Source organism: Dellaglioa algida, from assembly GCF_030127605.1.
Classification (GTDB): domain Bacteria; phylum Bacillota; class Bacilli; order Lactobacillales; family Lactobacillaceae; genus Dellaglioa; species Dellaglioa algida.
On the sequence record NZ_JANXLE010000007.1, the window covers coordinates 56,454 to 76,870 of the forward strand.

The following is a 20,417-nucleotide window of genomic DNA, read 5'->3' on the forward strand; positions in this document are numbered from 1 at the left end:
TTTGTACGATTAAGTGTTATGATAATATATAAGAGTTACCGAATGGGAGGGCTTTTATAATGAAGCTAAAATTGGGGAAAATACTTTTAATGAGTCTATCATTGGGAGTGATAGGAATTGGTGGTTCTGTTAGTGCGAATGCGGCAACAGACGCAGCGGCAGACTATGCTAAAGCTATTTCAGTGGCACCAGATGCGTTAACGCTGGATCATATTTTCCAAACAGGGACGGGTGGCGGATCGGCCAATCATTCAAGTGTTATTTCGCTTGATAAGGATAACAAGGTCGTGGATGAAAGTTCTAGTGCGGCAACAAAGGCGATTGTGAAATTAACGGATTCCAGCGATCAGCTGGGTTCAGAATGGTCTATGCCTGCGAACACGTTTAATATAAATAAGGATAGTAAAACGAACATGTGGATGTACTTTGGTAATCAATTCGATTCCGGCGATGGGATGGCTTTTGTGCTTCAAAATGATACCCGTGGAACGGGTGCCATATCAGGGGTTGGTCAATCGTTGGGTGTTTGGGGGATTGATAATGGTGGTACTAGAGCAGATATTGCTAAGACTGCAATAAATAATGCCTGGGCACTTGAATTTGATACGTATGATAACAACGATACGGGGAAAGGGACGTCTTTTGATAATACATCTGATGTCAAAGGGACTAATCATATTGCTTATGGGTACCCTAGCTCGCCTGAAACGTACGGATTAAAATTTGGGTTTGGTTTCTTGAAGTTTTATGCCGTAATGAATCACCAGGGTGTTATTAAAACAAGACATCTATCTAACGGATCATGGCATCATGTAACGTTAGATTATAAAACATTATCGGCAACGCAGGGTTCGATGACTTATACAATAGATGATAAGGATCCCACGACAGGTGCGGCATTAACAGGTCAAAGCCAAACCGCCCAAATTGATAAAAGTAGATTTACCGCGGATGGGAAAAATGGTAATGGAACTGATATTATGTGGGGATTCACGGGTTCAACTGGTAGCAAGTACGAAAATAACTTAATTATGTTTGAACAGATTTCAAATTTAGTTTCGGCGGCCGGTGTTCAAAAGGTCACAGATAGTACGAATAATAATCAAGATGTAACGAATAACGGCAACGTGATGAGTGGCGATCAACTTAATTTTCAAACGACCTTAACCTATAAAGAAGGTAAACAGGACTGGAAAAAAATTAAAGCAGTACTGAATGTACCAACTAATGTGACGTTGAACGAAGCCGCTACGATCAAGTATGCAGATGGAACAGTCGATAACTTTAATACGAATACGGCTAAAAACGGTGTTATTACTAAGGAACTGTCTAAAGACTTATCAACCGCAAATAATACGGCAACAATCAGTATGACGGGTACAGCTAATACCGTAACTGCGGATACTAAGGCAACGAGCCCCATTAGTCACTTCAATGGAAATAACGCAATTGTAGAATCCAACGCGGCTAACTTTACCATTTCGGTTCCCAACCAAACATTGAGCATTACGGGTCTTACCGACCAAAATAGTAATCTCGGTGATACGGCTAGTTTTGATGCGCTTGTGAAAACGGATAGAGATATTAAGCCGCAAAATATTGGCGAAGTAACCGGTGTTGTTGATAATACTATTAAAGGCAAGCCAGAATACATCGAGTTAAGTAAAACTGGTTCCCACCATAAAGAAACGATTCCGGCGAGTCAGTTAACAGTCGGTAAGCATACGTATACCGTAACCGTTGTGGACAACTATCAACATACCGCGACAAAAACGGTTACGATTACCGTCGCCGATCCAGGTAAATTAAGTTTAACGGTTATTAGTGCCTTGAATTTCGGGACGGAAAAAAAGCCATTACCAATTCCGAATGTATTAACGGACTTCAACCCTAATGAGAAGTTAAATGTACAATTAGAGGCGTCGTTACCAGGAACATGGAACTTAGCCATTACAGCTAGTGAACTGGTAGGCGCGGATCAATCAATTTTGAAAGATGCATTAATCTATAAGGCTTCTGCGAAGGATGCGGGGACACCGTTAAATAATAGTAGTCTTTCAATTCTAAGTGGGACTTCATCACGTGACAAAATAAATAAGGTATGGGATAAAGATACGGGGATTTTATTACACATTAAGCCTAGCACGGTTAAAGGGCAGACTTACCATGCCACAATAAAATGGACATTAAGCAATGTCCCACTAAAATAAGGGTTCACGGAGGTGCATAAGTACATTTATGCGCCTTTTTTTGTATTTTAATTTTGCAATTCTTGTTATCTAGGATATGATAGTTTATGGAATGAGAGAAAAGACGGAGGACACCTAATGAAAATGACGGTTGAACAGTTCATGTCAGCGATTGAAGAAGAGACGTATACGAAGCTTTTTTATGCGGCGACACCAGAAGATGTACAAAATGTCGGTATTCCCGATTTATTTGCTAAAGGTTATGCAACTTTGGCTGAGAGTTTGAAAAATAACCAACTTGCTGAAATCCAATTGATGATTGAATATCCTGAAGGAACAGCCATTTTTACGCTTGAGACTAATATCATTAATTTACCTTATAAATATTACAAAAAATTACCAGGATTCTTTAATGAAGTAACAGATGAAGCGGAGATCAATGTGTATTTGATTGTTGAATCTCCAGTGATTAACGTTTCGAAGTTACGTATCGATAAGGTAACCTCTGGGGTTGAGTATTTAGAACATCAAGATGATTTCAACGTGACCATGACGACCATGATTGCCGAGAAGGTAGCCTTCTTAGAGAATCCACCTGAAATTGTTGAAAAAGAAAAAGTTGAACCCGTTAAAAAGGCAGCAGCAACTAAGAAAAAAGTGGTTAAAAAGAAAAAGGCGCCTGCTAAGAAGAAGCCCACTAAGAAAACAACTGCGGCAGCTAAAAAACCAGCCGCAAAGAAACCAGCAGTCAAAAAGGCAGCGACTAAAAAAGTGACAAAGAAAAAAGTCGCAACGAAGAAACCAGCGGCTAAAAAAACGACAACTAAGAAAAAAGAAGATAAATAAAAACCACCAATTTTAAATTGGTGGTTTTTTGTCTGTTTATTTAATGAAGAAGTAGTAGATAAGGAGTAGCGAACCTAAAACGATTCGGTACCAACCAAAAGGTTTGAAATCTTTTGATTTTATGTAACCCATTAAGAATTTAATCGCAACGATTGAAACGAAGAAGGCAACGGCACAGCCAAGTAATAAGACGGCTGATTGATCACCAGTAAATGAATTTCCATTATGGAAGTATTTAAATAATTTCAATAAACTTGCGCCGAACATAACTGGAATTGATAGGAAAAATGAAAATTCAGCAGCAATGAAACGAGATGTCCCAAGTAAGATACCACCTAGAATTGTGGCACCAGAACGTGATGTTCCGGGAATTAAAGCAAGGACTTGGAAGACACCAATTAAAATGGCTGTTTTATAACTAACTTGTGTAAATGACGTGATAGCAGGTGTCGTATTAGCTTTCTTGTTTTCAATAATAATGAACAGAACACCGTAAATAATTAACATTAGAGCAACAACTGGGAAATTGTATAATTTAGCGTTTAACCAGTCATCAGCTACCAAACCAATAACAGCAGCCGGTAGGACAGCGACGATAACTTTACTCCAGAGTGACCAAGTATCTCTTTTCTCTAATTGTGATTTCTTTGGAGAAAATGGATTTAACTTATGGAAATAAAGCACGCAAACGGCAAGAATAGCACCTAGTTGAATAACAACAAAGAACATTTCCATAAAGGCAGGACTTTCTTTGAGTTGTAGGAACTCGTCGACTAAAATCATGTGTCCAGTGGAACTAATTGGTAACCATTCTGTGATACCCTCAACAACACCCAGAACAATAACCTTAAACATTTCAATAATACTCATCATAATGACAGGTTCCTTCCAAAATTTTTATTTAACTGTTTTAGTATACCCAATCCGTAAGTCAAAAACCATAAATTTCAGTAGAGTTATCTTCTTCTTAACATAATACAAAAAAAGGCACCTACCAAATTAAATTGATAGGTGCCTGACAGCATGAAATCTATGCAGCGTCTTTTTTATTGCGACGTGCGATTGCTGGTAAGATAAGTCCAAGTGCTACTAATACGATTGGTGTGATAATGTTAAGCGCTAATTGGAACATGTAGTTAGAAGGGCTATCTGAATAGTTAAGTTTAGGCACAACCCCTAAGATACATGCGAAGGCTGTGAATAAAAGACACCAAGCGCCAATAATGTAACCGACAACTGGGTTCTTAACGAATTTATAACCTGATTTGAATTTCTTGTATTGTTTGTTTAATAACATGTAAGCAAAGAATACCCAGAGGTAACGCATTGGCATAACAACCGCGTTTAAATTCAATAACCATTTGTATAATTCGTTCATGTTACCAATTCCGATAGCAGGGATGATGATTAAAACACTAACCAAGATACCTGTCATGGCATAGCCATTAACGGGCGTGCCTTTTTTGTTGAGTTTTGATAATTTTTTAGGGATGAAGTTATCGTCTGCATCACCAAGAAGAATTTTTAATGGGGCATCAATCGAGAAGGCAAGGGCAGAAATTTGAGCCATTGCATTTGCGATTGCGTAAAGAATCATGAATAAGTTACCGACGTGGTAGAAACTACCAAGACGTAAGAAACCTTCGTAAGGGCCATTTGTAATTAAATCAGAAGGAATATCTTTACCATTAAATAGGAATCCCATGGCAAATGATCCTAGGATGGCACAGATAGCAACCATGGCAGCTAAAGCTAACATACCTTTAGGGAATTCTTTAGCAGAATTCTTTGTTTTATTAACGTAAGGTGAAATTTTTTCGGCACCACCAACAGCGAAAACTAACATTGAAATCGTTGTGAAGTAAGCGAAGTTAAAGTTAGGTAAGTATGATTTAATGGCACCCATGTCAGGTGTTTGGATTTTAGCATGTGTCATAAAGGGAGCTGACACGGCTAATAAAATGAAGAGTAATGACATGACGAACATTGCTGTACCGGCAATACTACCAATTCGACTTAATGTTGCAATCCCTTTTGAGGCGATCCATAAGAAAAAGACGAAGATAACTAAGCCCATGATTGAAACAGTCATGGCCGATGTTTCGTTAACGAAATTACCGTTTCCTTTAAATAACCAACTGAAGGCAATTAAAATACCTTGGGGTTTTTGTGCTAAGTAAGGAATATGTACAACCCAGTAAGTCCAAGCCGCGTAGTAGGCAAGTCTTTTTGTTGACGTTTCCTTCACCCAAGAAGAAACACCACCACTGGCATCTTTAAATGTTGAGCCTAATTGGCCAACAATTAAACTATAAGGTACAAAGTAGAAAATCATGATTAGAATCCAAGATGTAATAACCGTAAGACCTTGGTTCGCAAAGTTATTAAAGACATTTGCAAGTCCCCAAACGGAAACGAATGCAATTAAAGCAACGTTATACCAGCGTAACGTTTTTTCTGATTCAAGCAAAATAATAGCCTCCATAGAATAAAAAATATTTTTTAATGAGATTTTGGAACAATTGTTAAGCTTAAGTATAAAGAAAAATGAAATCAAAGTACAACTAAATTTTGTGTCCGAATAAAAGACATTAATATAGAAGGAAAGGACGTAAAAGTAAAATCAACTAAACAATATTGTTCATCAGGAAAAGTAATATAGGTACATTAATAGGCGTTTTATCAAAAATTATCACAAAAGTAGAAGTGAGTGGCGAATATTGACTTCTTTTATGTAAGCATAAATAGTACTATCAGTTAATGGGGTATACGATTAATGAATATGATGTTTTAAATAGCCGTAATTGCTTGGTAGGAGCCGTTTTTGTTGTATACGTGGGCTTTTTAATTTCAAAATCAGCAATTAGTAAATTAAAATAGTGTCAAAAACTTACACTCAACGCGCAAATGTTGGTCGTTTTAAATGATAAAAATTTGATATTATAGTAATTGTTATAAGAGATGAACAAAGTAGATGAACATATATAAATATTATCAAAAATATACGTTTAACCGTAAAATATTGACCGTTTTTAGATTATATATTTACTATAATAAGCGTATACAAAAAAACTTGGGGGTAACAATTATGAAAAAAACATTATTAACAACAGCATTAATCAGTGGAGCAGTTTTAGGTCTTGGGGCAATGAACAGCGTATCAGCTGCTGATACAGTTACATCAAAAGATACAACGGCTTCAGCAACATTTACGGCCGGTGGCGGAACAGGCCCAGATGCCGGTCCACTTTCAATTACGAGTGCAACGCCAAGTATCGATTTTGGATCAAATGAAATTTCCGCAACGAAGGTGAGTTATCCTGCAAAAAATAATGGTATTAATGTTACCGTCAGTGATCTTCGTGGAAACTTTAGTGGTTGGAATGTTACTGTTTCAGGAACGCCTTTAGCAAGTAAGGATACGCCAGATCCATTGGCTGCTTCGTTAACACTCCCTGATGGTGTAGCTAAAACTGATGGAGCGGTGGTAGACAAAGTAACCGCAGCTTCAGTAGCTGATATTTTAAGCGGTTCTTCAGTGGCCATTAGCGCAGCTAATGGTAGTGGTACTGGTGTAGTTACAACTGATTACGATAAAGGTGGAATACTACTGAACGTTATGGGTGGTAAAGCACATGCTACTTCATACACAACGACTTTAACTTGGTCATTAACAGACGGACCAAAAGCTTAATTTAATTAATAAACAAACATTCGGGGGAATATTGATTATGAAAAAAATTCTAACAAGTACATTATTAGCAGCAACAGTTTTGGGGGCAGGCTTAGCAGTTTCAGGTAGCGCAAGTGCTGCAGATAGCAACAGTACAATTCCAGACACAGCAAACACGGCTGGTTCAGTAACATTTGTACCTGGTGAAGGAACAAACCCAATTGATCCAAATCCAACAGATCCAGATCCAACAGATCCTGGTGATGGTGGTGGCGGCGAAACAGGGCATAACGGACCGTTGGCGATTGTCTATGCTACTAAGGCAGTCAGCTTTGGTTTAGATGAATCTAAAGATGGAAATTATGCCGTTAGCAAAACAGTTCCCGTTTCCGCAAAAGCTCAGGAACTTAAAGGTAGCAACTTTGTCTCACTTCAAGTTGGGGATGTTCGTGGAACATCTGCTGGTTGGACGCTTTCTGTTAGCGCAAATCAATTTAAGAGCGTAAAATCTGGTGATTTAGTAGGTGCTGCTCTATTTCTTGGCGAGGGTGATAATGAATTTGTCGGAGGAGCAGCAGGTAAGGCAGCGACGGCTCATGAACTTAAAGATGCAGTTGGTGCTGGTGGCACGGTGTTGGATGCTGGAGCTGGTAAAGGTGCCGGTTTGAATGCCGATAAAATTAGAGCTGATAAGATGACTTTAACAATTCCTGCTGGTTCGGCTCAAGCTGAGGCTTACACGACAACATTGAACTGGAGTCTTTCAGCCGTACCAGGCGTTTAATTTTAATAGATAATAAATCGGGGGAATTTAATTATGAAAAAAATATTAACAAGTGCATTGCTTTCAGCAACGATTTTGGGCGCAGGTTTAGTAGTTTCAAGTAACGTGAACGCTGCTACCGTAGATCAAAAGGCAACAACTAATACAGATGTAAAATTCGTTGGTGGTACAGATCCAATCGATCCAGTTGACCCAACAAATCCAACTGACCCAACGAAACCAACAGATCCCGGTACTGGTAATCAAGGGCCTCTTGCAATTATCTACGCTACAAAGGATATTAGTTTTGGACAAGACAATAAAATTACAGCTACTAAGGCTACATTAACGGCTGATAAAAATATTGCAGTCGAAGTCGGTGATGTTCGTGGTAATAATGCTGGATGGGCTTTGTCAGTTAAGTCTGATCAATTGTCGGATGGTGCTGCGACTGCTCCCAAGGTACTTAAGGGTGCCGTAATTAGTTTAGCTGAAGGTGCTAGTGTCGTTGCTAACAGTGGTACATCTGTAAAAGCAACAACTAAAGCCCTTAGTGATACAATTACAGGTGGCGTTGTACTTAATGCCGCCGGTATTATTAAAGATACTGGCGAAAGCCAAGGTTCAGGAATTAACGTTGATACAATTGCTAAAGATGGCATCACGTTAACTGTTCCCGCAGGTAGTGCAACTGCAGATGTTGCCTACAAATCAGTATTGACATGGACACTTTCAGACGTACCTGCTTAACTGGTACTGGGTTACTTTAAATTAACAATTAATAATCGGGGGAATTAAATTATGAAAAAATTATTAGCAAGTGCTCTACTTTCAGCAACAGTTTTAGGAGCAGGTTTAGCAGTTTCAAGTAATGCGAACGCTGCTACTTTACCTGATGGCGCTAAAACAAATGCATCCGTTTCATTTAAAGCTGGCGATGGCACAAAACCTATTGACCCAGTTGATCCAACGGATCCAACGAAACCACCAGTTGATCCTGGTACAGATAATCCTGGTAACTTAGCGATTGTCTATGCTACACAAAATGTTGACTTCGGTGAGGATCTTGCAATTCCTACACAAGCAATGGTTTATAAATCTAATAAAATGGTTAGTCTTGAAGTTGGTGATGTTCGTGGAACTGATGCTGGATGGGCACTTTCAGTTAAAGCTGATGATTTTAAGAGTGGTTCAGACGTTCTTAAAGGTGCTAAGATTTCAATTGACGAATCAAAAGATGTTTCTGTTGCCGGATCAGCTGCCGGAACGGTAACGGCTGTTTCAAAGGCTGTTGCTGACGCAACAACTGCATCTGTTGCACTTAATGCCGTTAAAGGTACAGGTAGTGGTGTAACAATTGACAATCTTGCTGCTGGTTCGATTAAATTAGCAGTTCCGGCCGGTACTGCTAAAGCACAAGCTTACTCATCAACAATGAACTGGACGCTTTCAGACGTACCTGCTTAATAATTAAACTAAAAAACATTATATAGTGTTAATCACTGTGTAATGTTTTTTTATAAGAAGCGATGCTGTATTGGGGAGGTTAATTTTATGAAAAAAAGGGTATTACTTATTGTTATTTTGTTTTTAGGATTTATTACGTTAAATATTAGCCGACCAGTTAATGCAACGGTGATGGAAGCTGGTTCGACCAATATAACGGTTAAATTTAAAGAGAATAAATCGGTCGAAAAACCAACCAATGTACCTGACCGAATGCATAATGATGATACACCTGCTAATAAGGGTATCGGTACTTCAGTTGTGGGTGGTATCTTGCCACAAACAAATGAAGAAAAGTCGATTACCGCATTTTTAGTGGGACTTATCATTCTGTTAGGAACGTTATTACTGTTCTACATTCGCAGGGATAAAAAAGAAGAAAATAATAATTAATTAAAAATAAACCAGAATATTCTGGTTTATTTTTTTGTTTAATTATGGATATGGTAAACTAGTTGAATGAAATAATTAAGGAGTTGATTACGTTTGGATAATCAAGTTATAGAAGGACAGACCATTTCATTTGATACAATTACATATGGATCGACTTATCGTAACTGTACGATTGAAAACTCGTTTGATCCGGTAAAAGTAGATTCAGTTACTTTTGATCATTGTGTATTTATGCAGACTGATTTCGTGCGCAGTGAATGGTTGGATACCGTTATTGATCATTGTGAATTTTTAAATGCCGCATTTAATGAAAGTTATTTTTTTAGAAGTGAGATTAAAAGCTGTCGAATGATGGGTTGTGATTTTTCAAATCGGACAGTTTTTAAAGAAATGACGATTAAGGATTGTCAGTTGAGCTACTCAAACTTTAGTGTCACTCATTTTCAAGACGTTGAATTTACACGCTGCGATCTAAAGGAAGCTAGTTTTCAAGCAGTTGAAATTAAGAAAAAACTAACGTTTCCTGAAAGTAACCTTGAAGGTTGTGATTTTATTGAAACAAATATGAAGTTCGTTGATTTCTCGCAGAGTGAGTTTGAGACAGTTATTTTAGATCCTAGATTAGTTCGTGGATTATCGATTAATGCATACCAAGCAACAATTTTAGTCACCTTACTAGGAATTAAATTAAAATAAACTTACCAAATAAAAGCGAACTTACAATACTGTAAGTTCACTTTTATTTTTAGTGGACCGGAAAAGACCGGTATATGGACATTTAAAGGCGATTATAAAGTCAACCCTTCTGAACATCCACAATCCGGTCAATTTATGAGAGTAGACGGTAAAATACTGACGTTTTTTAATTATATTTGGGCGTATACTATGTTTATCGATTAGGTAGAATGGGGTGTGAAGTATGGGAATTAAACAGGGAAAATTAAAGGTAGTTATGTTTACTATAGCGATTACTTTTTTCGCTAGTATTTCGGGTGTTTCCGCTGTAACGGATTACCCTAATGCAATTAAGGCAGCGCCACATGGAATAACTTTGAATGGTATCTTTCAAACGGGTACTGGGACGGGCGTTTCTTCGGCAAGTAAAACAGTTAATTTAACACCGAATAATGTCATCACAACAGATCCAAATGCAGCTACGAAATCGGTTGTAACAATAACGGATGATAAAAATCAAAAAGCAGCTGTCTGGTCGACAGATGGTAACACATTTGATATTAATAAAGACGAAACGGCTTCAATGTGGGTATATCTCGGAAATGGATATGCCGCTGCCGGAGATGGTATGGCCTTGGTTTTACAGAATGATCCTAAAGGTAATAAGGCCATTTCAACAGGGAATGGTGAAACGCTTGGGGTTTGGGCTGACGATATATTGCCTACTTATGGTATTGGTCTCTCAAAGACATCTGGATATAAAGATCCTGCAGAGTTAGTTAAAAATAGTATTCAAAATAGTTGGGCACTTGAATTTGATACCCATGATAATTCTGGACAAAATTCCAGTAACAGTTTTGATACAAAAACGGGTGGAAAAAATCATTTAGCCAGTGGGTATCCCGCCGATGAGAGCACGTATCAGCAAGATAAACTTGTCACGAGAGAAGGTATATTAACGCTCGTTACAAATTATTTCTACCACCAAAATCATCTTGGTTTAATTAATTATGGGGGAGACCTATCTAACGGGCAATGGCACCATGTGACGTTGAAGTACGTGTCGGAATCAAGTACTAAGGGAACAATGATGTACTCGATTGATGATAAAGATCCAAAGACCAATGCAATGTTACCTGGTAAGAGCTTACCTAATTCTCTTACAATTGATAAATCTAAATTTAATTCAAATGGTTCAATTCGTTGGGGCTTCACTGGATCAACGGGTGCTAGTTATGAAACTAACTTGGTTATGTTTGAACAAGTGCCAGGTTTAGTTAATGCGAGTGCTACGCAGAAGGTAACAGATATTACTCAAAAAAATAAAGATGTTACTAATAATGGCTTAGTTCAATCTGATGATTCATTAAGCTTTGTGACGGATATAAATTATTCAGGTGGTAAACAAGAGTGGAAGAATATTAATGCGAGTTTAAAAATACCAAATGATGTGACTTTAAAATCAGGAACAATCACTTATTCGGGTGCTGGCACTGATTCAGAAACAATTAATTTAACGAATACCTCTAATGGTGAAATTACTAAGTTACTTAAGAATAACTTATCATTAGCCAAATATTCAAACGCTAAAATTACGTTGTTGGGAACTGCTAACAAAGAGACAAAAGATACTGTTGTTCACAGTGATGAGAGTGAGTTTACTGGTTCAAATGCTGTTGTCCAATCAAATGCTGCAAGTTTCACAATTGGTGGGATACGGACATTAACTTTAACGGGTATTAATGACATTACCGTTAAGGCAGGCAGCGGAGCAACTATTGCTGGGACAGTCGTATCAAGCCTCGGTGGTATTTTCCCAGCGGGGACAACAACTGCGGCAATTAAAGTTAATGATAACTATTCAGTACAAGCTGATGTTGGAACTGACGGAAAATTCAGTGTTAATGTACCAAGTGACCAATTAAAGCTTGGTAAAAATCCTTATACGGTAATGGCGACCGATCAATTTGGCAATCAAACTAAATCATACACGGCCAATATTAGCGTGGGTGCTAATAAACCAACCTTAACTTTGGATGATAGTGGTAAAACAGTTAACGCGCCTTATTCTTTAAGTTATCATGTGACTGACGATAGTGCGAAAATTAAAATGTACTATCAAGATGGATCAGGAACACCAGTCCTGATGGACACATTTGATAATCCTAAAGCTAATGAATTGCATTCCGGTGCCTACAAATTACCGGATGATTTATCAGTAGGTAAACATGTCATCACTGTTTATGCGGTGGATTCGGATGATAATAAGTCTGATACACAAACAATCACGGTCATGGTTCCAGGTAAGTTAGGCCTTACGACTGCCGGTAGTTTAGATTTTGGATCAACTGATATCCCTGATAAGGCAACGATTTTATCGCGGAAAACTGATTTTTCTGTTGATTTAGAAACATCGTTACCGGGTACTTGGGATTTATCAGTTTCGGCAACTGATTTAACTTCAGGAAGTAACACCATTAAAGGTGCCGTGATTTATCGCGCAACGGCTGGCGATAACGCACAAGTCTTAAATCAAACTGGTCTTAAAATTTTATCGGGATCATCTAAGTTGACGCCGACAAAATTACCATGGGATAAAGATGCAGGAGTTTTAATTAAAGCTGACCCAAGTCAAATCCATAAAGACGCATACACGGCTAGAGTGAGCTGGGTATTAACTAATACACCAAGTAAGTAAAAATAAATAGACCACTAAAAGTTTTCAGTTTAGTGGTCTATTTATTTGGTTAATTATGTTTATTTACCCTGTTTTTAATTTCACTGTTTAGTTTATTGCGGGAGTTTTCCGTGTACGTGTTTGCGTTTTGTAGCAGGGCATCGCTGAATGCGGCAACGTCTTCGCCAGTTACTTCTAGCACCCGTTTACCGGCAGCAGCGCCTTCTTCAAAGAGTCCAAGGACATCATCAAAGATTGGCATCATATCCATTCCTGAGCCATACCCCGAAGAGAAACTCCACATGTAATGCTGAATCTTGTGGAAAACGTATGTGTATTCAGTCGGTAATGCTTTAGCTCTAGATTGCATTTGGCGCCAGTCCTTTTTGTCACCAATCATTTTTTTAACCCATTTTATCATATGAAAGCTCCTTTAATTCGGTTATTTTTGTTGATACGAATTGCCACTTATTCCAAAATTGGCGTAGTTCTTCAGTTCCTGCGGCGTTTAATGTATATAATTTACGTGGTGGACCCACGAGAGAGGGCCTTTTTTCACTATTAACGAGTTCCTTTTTCTCAAGTCGAATTAAGATGGTGTAGACTGTTCCGTCGACAACATCCGTAAACCCGAGCGCATTTAACCGCTGGGTAATTTCATAGCCATAGGTTTCTTCACGACTAATGATTTCGAGAACACATCCCTCTAGTACGCCTTTAAGCATTTCAGTTAAATTTTCCAACGTAACGCCTCCCTATCATGTATGACTTACTACTAGTATAAAGTATAACGTAGTAGTAAAGTTGTCAATAAAAATACCACTTCCGATTGGTGAAGGAAGTGGTATTTGTGGCCTAAATCGTTTGACTTAGGGCAATTATTTTATCAACAGTTTCGTCTAAGAATTGAATCGTTTGATTCAACGGTTCATCGGTTGTGATATCAACACCGGCAACTTTAGCGGCTTCAATTGGAGGTAATTCACCACCAAGTTTCAAGAAAGCTAGCCAAGATTCAGTTGCGACTTCTGGATCATTCAGTAGATTCAAATGCGCTTGTGTTGAAATAGCGAGTCCAGCTGAATAGGTGTAAGAGTAGAGTCCCATGTAGTAATGAGATTGGCGCATCCAAGTTAATTCAGCACCGTCGTTAATTTCAACGTCAGGACCCCAGAAACGTTCGAGGACATTCCGTTTGATTTCACTTAATTGATCGCCATCAAAGCCTTGGCCAGCATCAATCAATTGGTAAACCTCACGTTGATAAGCTGCTTCAAGTAAATGCGTGACGAAGTTATGGAAATAAGTATTTGTTAACATTTTTGAATAAGCGAAACGTTGTAAGCGTGGTTCCGTTGATTGATTTTCAATTGAAGTCGTTAGTAATAATTCATTAAAAGTAGAAGGTGCCTCAACTAAGTAAGTAGAAGGCTCGCTCCCAAGAATAGATTGGTTATCTTGCGTCAAAATAGCTTGTCCAGCATGACCAAGTTCATGAATTAAAGTATAGACGTCGGCTAACTCGTCTGTCCAAGACATCAGAATGTAGGGATGTTTGCCATAAGGCGTTGTTTCAAAGCCGCCTGTTTCTTTACCAATATTCTGAGGGAAATCAATCCAACGTTCTGGGAATGAACGGGCAACCATTGCTTGATAGTCAGAACCAAGTGGGGCTACGGCGTCATTAACATATTTTTTGGCATCTTCGATTGAAACTTTAGGTGCGAATTCAGGATCTAAATCAATTTGTAAATCGGCAAAGGTCATTTTATCTAAGCCACGAACTTTCTTAATATGTGCGGCATATTTTTGCATAACAGGTGCTAATTTAGTCATGATGGTATCGATTTGACGGTTGAATAGGGTACGATCGACTTCTTGTTCCGCTAATAAATAATCAAATACGGAATCATAACCGCGTAATGTGGCAATCCGTTTCTCCATTGAAACCTGATTATAGTAGTTTGCGGCAATCGTATGTTTATAATGTGCTAATGTTGTAGAAAAACTTTTAAATGCGGCATGACGAACGGCCGGATCTGAATTATACTGGTAAGTATTTTCGTATAAAACAAATGACATGGGATAAGTGACCCCGTTGACTTCAAAATCATCAAAGTCCATATCAGCCGCACGTGTTTGTCCATAAACGGATTCTGGTGCCGAAAAGTTAGGTTGAAAAGTTGCGAGGACTTGCTCAACTTCAGGACTTAATTGGTATTCTTTTTGTTTTTTTAATTGGCGAATGTAGGCTTTTAATTTTGGATTGGCGACTACGACCTCATCTAGACGCTCAACCGGTAGTTCCAGTAATTCAATGTCGAAGAAAACCAATTTTGTGGAAATTTCGGCAGACAATGCCTCAAATTCACGCATTAATTGATTAGCTGTTGCATCAGTAATATCAACAGCTTGTTGCAAGAATGCATAATGTTCAATATGAGAGAGACGCGTGTATATGTCCTCTAAAGCACTGAATGCATCATGAATTGAGACTAATTTATCTAAATGGCCGTGATATGCAGTATCGAATGCTTGAACCAAATCACGAACTAAGTCGATATCTGTTTGGAATGCGATATCGTTTGGATATATAGCGGTTAAATCCCAAGTCAATTCTTCGGGAACATTTTTACGGTTAACTAGTTGGTGTGTGTTTGTCATAATCGTAACCTCCTAAGGGTTTGTATGCCTAGTATTGTACCATTATCTGGAGATCAATGGACAAAAAAAGAACCTATCTAAACAGATAAGTTCTTAATCATTCGTGAGGGCATTATTTTGAGTATTTCTCAATTAAATCGTCTAAGACAAGTAAGTCTTCTGCTTCGTAGCGTTTACGATATGCAGCGATTTCTTCAGCTGAGAAATTCTTTGGATTAACAGCTAGATCTTCAACAGGGATGGCACGTTCGTCAGTGATTTTAACATCAATGACAACAGGACCTTCTATAGATTCAGCTTTTTCAAATGCGGCAACCAATTCGTCATGAGTAGAAACTGGAATACCAACGGCACCCATTGCGTTTCCGACTTGAGCCCAATCGGCGTCGTTGAAATCGATACCGTAGAATGGTTGGCCTTCATCTTCTTGTTCATCTTGAATGAAACCAAAATGTTGGTTAGAGAAAACAACGTTGATAACATGTTGTTTGTATTTCACTTGTGTTAATAAGTCTTGAACGACCATAGCAAAGGCACCATCACCAACAAGGTTAAAGACTTGGCGGTCAGGATATGCTGATTTAGCAGCAATTGCTGCACCCATACCATAGCCCATTGTAGCGAATAGAGCAGATGTTGTGAATTTTTGTTTAGGATTCATATCTAAGTAACGTAAGCTATTCATTGTTACATTACCAACATCGATTGCGAAAATGTCATCGCCAGTTGCATGTTTGTTAATTTCTTTAAAGACAGCAGCTGGTTGAAGAGGTGTTGTTGTTTTGTCCTCAAATTTCTTGAGGTATTCACGCCAGTTAGCCATATCTTCAATTGTTGCATCGAAGAATGGACGACTTTCAACTGGAGAACCATCTAATTCAACAAAACGAGCTAATGTTTTCTTAGCATCACTGAGTAAAGCCACATCAACTGCATGACGTTTACCAATTTTTGATGCGTCGATATCAATTTGAATGAATTTCATATTTGGTTTTAAGATTTTTTTAGTTTGTGCAAAAGGTAAATCAGCACCCGCGAAGACAACAAGATCAGCAGCCTCAATTGCTTCATCAGCTGGTTTTGTTGCAACACGATAAGTTGAACCTAAGTTTGCACGGAAACTATCAGGAACTGTTCCTTTATTGATAGCCGTAATGATAACTGGCATTTTAAAATGTTCAGAAAAGGCGATAACTTCATCAGTAGCACCTTTTGTACCAATACCGGCAAATAAAACAGGTTGTTTAGCTTCTTTAATTAGTGCTAAAGCGTCTTTAATTTTTGAATCGTCTGGTTCAGGAAGAATTGGACTTGAGTAGTTATGACCTGATGCGTAATAGCTATCCATGTCGATATCCATCCAACCATAATCATTTGGAATTGTTACAACAGCAACGCCTTTGTATTGATATGCCGTTCTGATTGCTTGGTCAATAACACGAGGTAAGCTTTCAGGTGTCATAACGGTTCTATTGTAAACAGAAACGTCGGCGAACATTGGATTTTCATTCATTTCTTGGAATGAATCCATATTCATTGCGCCTGAAGCAACTTGGCCAATTAAAGCAAGAACGGGGACGTGATCTTGTTGTGCATCGTATAAACCGTTAAATAAATGCGTTGCACCAGGACCAGCTGAACCGAAAACAACCCCAACTTTACCTGTTAATTTTGCTTCTGCAGCAGCGGCCAATGCGCCAACTTCTTCGTGGCGAACTTGGATATAATTAATATTTTCTTTTTCAGATTCGAGAGCACGCATTGTTGTATTGAATGACCCACCGGGTAACCCATAAACATTTTCGACTTTCCAATCTTGTAATACTTTTAACATTGCAACTGATGCTTTAATTTTTTCTGACATAACTTAAATCCCCACTTTCGTTAAGTAATAACATATCTTACACAACGTATTATCGCATTTTGTGATAACGTTTACAAATAAAAAGACTGAAAGAAGTAAATTATTTTTAAATCACTAAAAAAACGTGATAAACCGGTAAAATAATGTCAAAAAAATGGACTATACCGTAAAATATTGACCATATTTAAAGTAAGCGTTGATGGTAAAGGACTGCAGGTACATAAAGGAAAGATTGGGCACTATAAGGTTGTATAAATGTGTTGCCATCGTGGATAACTAGTGTAGAATATAAACGTGGATGATTATTGTACATAATATACAACGAAACGGGTTAATGGAGATTGTTCGACATCCATGGATTAATTTTTAAGCAATACCTAATAATTGATAATAAGATAATTAATGATCAGTTTAAGTTTTACATTTTAGTTTTTTACATAAGAATAATAGCAATCAAACTCAGGGGGGAATGATTAACATGAATCAATTTTTTAAGAAGACGGGTCTATTTTTGACGGCTTTTGCGGGGGTATTACTATCATCCAGAGCCATTCGAGCAGCTGTACTTACGGAACCAACGAACGCAATGCAAGATATAACAAGTACTTTTACAAGTGCACCTAGACTCGCTGAAGGACCAGACGGTGCGAAGTTCTTTTCATGGGGGACAACAAAAATTCAGGCTAACTTTGTACGTGATGGACATTTGACAGGAAGAACGGATAGTCTTATTGTAACTTCAAATGGAATAATTGATATACAGGAACCAGAAGGGTCGAAGTATAAATTTTCAACTATGTGGAATATACTCTCAGTTGACAAGTATGCTGAGATAGGTGCCGGAGATAAATCTGGGAAAAAGATATCTGATAGGAAGAGGGATATAACGGGTGATACGACTGTTACCGTAGATAAAGGGCACACGGCGTTAATGGCTAATAATGCGGGAAAACGGGTCTGGATTGGAAATAAAGTGGAGACAGATCATAGTTCACCAAAAGCAAGTAATTTCTATATAACTCAAGAAGCGTATACGGATGTGGGCCAGATAACTTTAAAACCAACTATTACAGGAACACCGGCAGCTACAAACCCAAATATTTCAGGTACTGGAACACAATCTGGTGATAAAATTAGTGTGGTTGTTAATGGGACTACTAAAGAAACAACCGTTAAAGCCGATGGAACTTGGGGTCTGAACTGGGACGGTAAACTCCCGGTCCAAGCCAAAATGACAGTAACAGAAACCAATGCTTATGGCGATAAACCGGGAACGGTGGAGGCAACTATTACGGGAACGGACTTGTCCATTACGTCAAAAGAAACGGCAATTAATTTAATGCCATCTGATATTGAAGGTTATCAAAATATGTCGGATGATCAAGTGATGGCCGATTTAATTAAACGATTTGGCATTACTGCGATAGATAAAGCCGATAATAATAGTAGTGCGGGTATTGTTATTGGGACTAGCGACAGTCAGTTTTTGAAGAACCTGCGTCAGGCAAGTGGTGGGACTTCAGTTAGCACGCCTTTTACGGCTACGAAGTCAGGAGAAACTGTTGCGATGGCTAACCCGTTAACTGTGACAGTTGGTGCTGGCATGTTATCATTTAGCACAATGCCCGCACGGAGTGATTTTGCTAAAACGATGATCAATGGGCAAGGACAAATAGTTCAGAGAACTGGTGATTGGAACGTTGGAGTCACAGATACACGTAAATCTGGGAGTCCTTGGTATTTGAGCGTTTCGGAATCGCCATTAACGAACAGCGAGACGGGGAAAGAATTATCTGGATATGTTTATTACACAGTTGATGGTCAGACTGAAACTAAGATTGGTACCGGCAGTACCTTTATTGCTTCGGGTCAAAAAGCAACAGGTGTTGGTGATACGTATAAATTAAATGACGGTTGGACTGACAACAAGGGTATTTTATTGCATGCAAATTCAGATGTTACGATTGGTAGCTACAATGGGACGATGGATTGGTCTTTAAGTGACGTACCAACCAAATAAATTTAAATTTTTATAACGGTCTCTAAAAGTCTAACTTTTGGAGACCGTTTTTTGGTAAGCTGAGGGTGTTAAAATTAGATGTATAACTAAATAATGGGGTCAAAAATTTGGAGGCGTTCATATGGGAAGAAAAGGCTGGATTATTTTACTGACGTTTATAACAGTTTCTGTTATCGGTGGAAACTTCTATAAGGCTCACGAAAAAAAGGTAGAAGAAAAAAATAGAATTGCTCAAATTAAAGCGGAATATAATTCCGTAGTAGAATTGAAGAAAACATTTACTGGTATTAAGTCGATAAAATTTAATGAGGCAAGTCCTAATTGGATGATAGAGGGAAATAATATGACAGTTACGATAACTTATGAGATTCCTCCGGACTCTCCTCCAGATGTATTGCCGGATATTTATACATTTTCGTTTCTCTATTTCACAAAAAATAAGGTTATAGGAGAACTTGGCATTAATTTTTACATCCGAGAAACTGAGGGAGTAACAAAAGGAAAGGTTGAAGTTACTTATACTAACGGGGAAAAAACTAGTATATAGTTAAAATAAAAATAACGTTATTATTTGTGATAATTTAGATAAGATTGTAATTTAAGTGTACATGAAAAATTATTATTAGCTCAATTACGATAGTCATTTAATTGAGTGTGGCGGTGGTAGAGGTTGGAGTAAGCGGAATTACTATTTTCATCTATTTAAAAAGCATTATAAGTATGGAAACTTTGAAGTTTAACAAAAAAGTTAGACGTTTAAATATTAATTAAGCAATTAAGGCGTGATTTCGATATTCTATCGAAGTCATGTCTTTTAATTTATAAGAGATCTGGTCATTATTAAACCATTAGACGTATTTGCTTGTTTCTTGAATGAGCTCCTCAATAACCTGACATTTTAGACATTCTTGTTTCATCAAGCTAAAGAAACTTTCAATTGGTGCATTGAAGATAATAAAATTAGTTTTAATATTTATACTTTTAATGTACAGGGTAATGTGAAAATTAACTACATGACTGGAACTAGCAAGAGGTGTTAATAATTAGAGACTAAATACTTTTAAATTCTAAAAAAGGTGGTAATATTATGTTGTTATGTTAATAGGAGCTGGAGTGAATTCAATTTCATTTCATTAGAACTATGCTA

At 37.9% G+C, this 20,417-nt stretch carries 17 protein-coding genes; 11 read left to right on the forward strand and 6 right to left on the reverse strand.

Annotation, left to right across the window (positions count from 1 at the left end; all coding sequences use genetic code 11):
- The first annotated feature begins 59 nt into the window (after positions 1-59).
- Both N0K73_RS06655 and N0K73_RS06660 read left to right on the forward strand, forming a co-directional pair.
- Positions 60-2,210, forward strand: a complete 2,151-nt coding sequence (locus N0K73_RS06655; RefSeq protein ID WP_112251267.1) for an L-type lectin family protein — start codon at positions 60-62, stop codon at positions 2,208-2,210.
- Between the two features lie 117 nt (positions 2,211-2,327).
- The gene (locus tag N0K73_RS06660) at positions 2,328-3,035 is read left to right on the forward strand and encodes a hypothetical protein (protein WP_146744987.1); all 708 of its coding nucleotides are present in this window, start codon (positions 2,328-2,330) and stop codon (positions 3,033-3,035) included.
- A 36-nt stretch (positions 3,036-3,071) separates the two neighbouring features.
- Here N0K73_RS06660 and N0K73_RS06665 read toward each other — a convergent pair whose 3' ends face one another.
- Together N0K73_RS06665 and N0K73_RS06670 are read right to left on the reverse strand one after the other, a co-directional pair.
- The gene (locus N0K73_RS06665) at positions 3,072-3,905 is read right to left on the reverse strand and encodes an undecaprenyl-diphosphate phosphatase (protein WP_181647444.1); all 834 of its coding nucleotides are present in this window, start codon (positions 3,903-3,905) and stop codon (positions 3,072-3,074) included.
- Between the two features lie 160 nt (positions 3,906-4,065).
- Positions 4,066-5,505, reverse strand: a complete 1,440-nt coding sequence (locus N0K73_RS06670) for an amino acid permease (protein ID WP_181647438.1) — start codon at positions 5,503-5,505, stop codon at positions 4,066-4,068.
- Positions 5,506-6,123: 618 nt separating this feature from the next.
- Here N0K73_RS06670 and N0K73_RS06675 point away from each other — a divergent pair.
- The 7 genes from N0K73_RS06675 (at position 6,124) to N0K73_RS06705 (ending at position 12,743) form a co-directional block, all read left to right on the forward strand.
- A complete protein-coding gene (locus tag N0K73_RS06675) occupies positions 6,124-6,729 on the forward strand; it encodes a WxL domain-containing protein (protein ID WP_181647440.1) in 606 nt (201 codons plus the stop codon).
- A gap of 37 nt (positions 6,730-6,766) precedes the next feature.
- Positions 6,767-7,492, forward strand: a complete 726-nt coding sequence (locus N0K73_RS06680; protein WP_112251275.1) for a WxL domain-containing protein — start codon at positions 6,767-6,769, stop codon at positions 7,490-7,492.
- Between the two features lie 33 nt (positions 7,493-7,525).
- Positions 7,526-8,221, forward strand: a complete 696-nt coding sequence (locus N0K73_RS06685) for a WxL domain-containing protein (protein ID WP_112251277.1) — start codon at positions 7,526-7,528, stop codon at positions 8,219-8,221.
- A gap of 51 nt (positions 8,222-8,272) precedes the next feature.
- The gene (locus N0K73_RS06690; protein ID WP_112251279.1) at positions 8,273-8,938 is read left to right on the forward strand and encodes a WxL domain-containing protein; all 666 of its coding nucleotides are present in this window, start codon (positions 8,273-8,275) and stop codon (positions 8,936-8,938) included.
- 87 nt (positions 8,939-9,025) lie between these two features.
- Positions 9,026-9,370, forward strand: coding sequence for an EF2685/EF0750 family sortase-dependent surface protein (locus N0K73_RS06695; protein WP_181647442.1), 345 nt, complete (start codon positions 9,026-9,028; stop codon positions 9,368-9,370).
- Between the two features lie 93 nt (positions 9,371-9,463).
- Entirely contained in the window at positions 9,464-10,066 is a 603-nt protein-coding gene (locus N0K73_RS06700; RefSeq protein WP_112251283.1) for a pentapeptide repeat-containing protein, read from the forward strand.
- 223 nt (positions 10,067-10,289) lie between these two features.
- A complete protein-coding gene (locus tag N0K73_RS06705) occupies positions 10,290-12,743 on the forward strand; it encodes an L-type lectin family protein (RefSeq protein ID WP_112251291.1) in 2,454 nt (817 codons plus the stop codon).
- 49 nt (positions 12,744-12,792) lie between these two features.
- Here the strand turns inward: N0K73_RS06705 and N0K73_RS06710 are convergent, their stop codons facing one another.
- The 4 genes from N0K73_RS06710 to spxB form a co-directional block, all read right to left on the reverse strand.
- Positions 12,793-13,143, reverse strand: coding sequence for a DUF1048 domain-containing protein (locus tag N0K73_RS06710; protein ID WP_112251293.1), 351 nt, complete (start codon positions 13,141-13,143; stop codon positions 12,793-12,795).
- On the reverse strand, positions 13,127-13,465 hold the full coding sequence (locus N0K73_RS06715; protein ID WP_191981120.1) for a PadR family transcriptional regulator: 339 nt from the start codon (positions 13,463-13,465) through the stop codon (positions 13,127-13,129). Before N0K73_RS06715 ends, N0K73_RS06710 begins: the two co-directional genes overlap by 17 nt.
- Before the next feature lie 112 nt (positions 13,466-13,577).
- Complete coding sequence (gene pepF, locus N0K73_RS06720) at positions 13,578-15,386, reverse strand: oligoendopeptidase F (protein WP_112251295.1); 1,809 nt, start codon at positions 15,384-15,386, stop codon at positions 13,578-13,580.
- Between the two features lie 112 nt (positions 15,387-15,498).
- Positions 15,499-17,250, reverse strand: coding sequence for a pyruvate oxidase (gene spxB, locus N0K73_RS06725; protein ID WP_112251297.1), 1,752 nt, complete (start codon positions 17,248-17,250; stop codon positions 15,499-15,501).
- Between the two features lie 478 nt (positions 17,251-17,728).
- Between spxB and N0K73_RS06730 the strand changes: the two genes are divergently transcribed.
- The gene (locus tag N0K73_RS06730) at positions 17,729-19,270 is read left to right on the forward strand and encodes a WxL domain-containing protein (protein ID WP_112251299.1); all 1,542 of its coding nucleotides are present in this window, start codon (positions 17,729-17,731) and stop codon (positions 19,268-19,270) included.
- A gap of 121 nt (positions 19,271-19,391) precedes the next feature.
- Entirely contained in the window at positions 19,392-19,817 is a 426-nt protein-coding gene (locus N0K73_RS06735; RefSeq protein WP_112251301.1) for a hypothetical protein, read from the forward strand.
- The last annotated feature ends 600 nt before the right edge of the window (positions 19,818-20,417 follow it).

Coding starts and splice junctions, on each gene's coding strand:
- N0K73_RS06655 (WP_112251267.1), top strand. CDS start 60: ATGAAGCTAAAATTGGGGAAAATACTTTTAATGAGTCTATCATTGGGA.
- N0K73_RS06660 (WP_146744987.1), top strand. CDS start 2,328: ATGAAAATGACGGTTGAACAGTTCATGTCAGCGATTGAAGAAGAGACG.
- N0K73_RS06665 (WP_181647444.1), bottom strand. CDS start 3,905: ATGAGTATTATTGAAATGTTTAAGGTTATTGTTCTGGGTGTTGTTGAG.
- N0K73_RS06675 (WP_181647440.1), top strand. CDS start 6,124: ATGAAAAAAACATTATTAACAACAGCATTAATCAGTGGAGCAGTTTTA.
- N0K73_RS06680 (WP_112251275.1), top strand. CDS start 6,767: ATGAAAAAAATTCTAACAAGTACATTATTAGCAGCAACAGTTTTGGGG.
- N0K73_RS06685 (WP_112251277.1), top strand. CDS start 7,526: ATGAAAAAAATATTAACAAGTGCATTGCTTTCAGCAACGATTTTGGGC.
- N0K73_RS06690 (WP_112251279.1), top strand. CDS start 8,273: ATGAAAAAATTATTAGCAAGTGCTCTACTTTCAGCAACAGTTTTAGGA.
- N0K73_RS06695 (WP_181647442.1), top strand. CDS start 9,026: ATGAAAAAAAGGGTATTACTTATTGTTATTTTGTTTTTAGGATTTATT.
- N0K73_RS06705 (WP_112251291.1), top strand. CDS start 10,290: ATGGGAATTAAACAGGGAAAATTAAAGGTAGTTATGTTTACTATAGCG.
- N0K73_RS06710 (WP_112251293.1), bottom strand. CDS start 13,143: ATGATAAAATGGGTTAAAAAAATGATTGGTGACAAAAAGGACTGGCGC.
- pepF (WP_112251295.1), bottom strand. CDS start 15,386: ATGACAAACACACACCAACTAGTTAACCGTAAAAATGTTCCCGAAGAA.
- spxB (WP_112251297.1), bottom strand. CDS start 17,250: ATGTCAGAAAAAATTAAAGCATCAGTTGCAATGTTAAAAGTATTACAA.
- N0K73_RS06730 (WP_112251299.1), top strand. CDS start 17,729: ATGAATCAATTTTTTAAGAAGACGGGTCTATTTTTGACGGCTTTTGCG.
- N0K73_RS06735 (WP_112251301.1), top strand. CDS start 19,392: ATGGGAAGAAAAGGCTGGATTATTTTACTGACGTTTATAACAGTTTCT.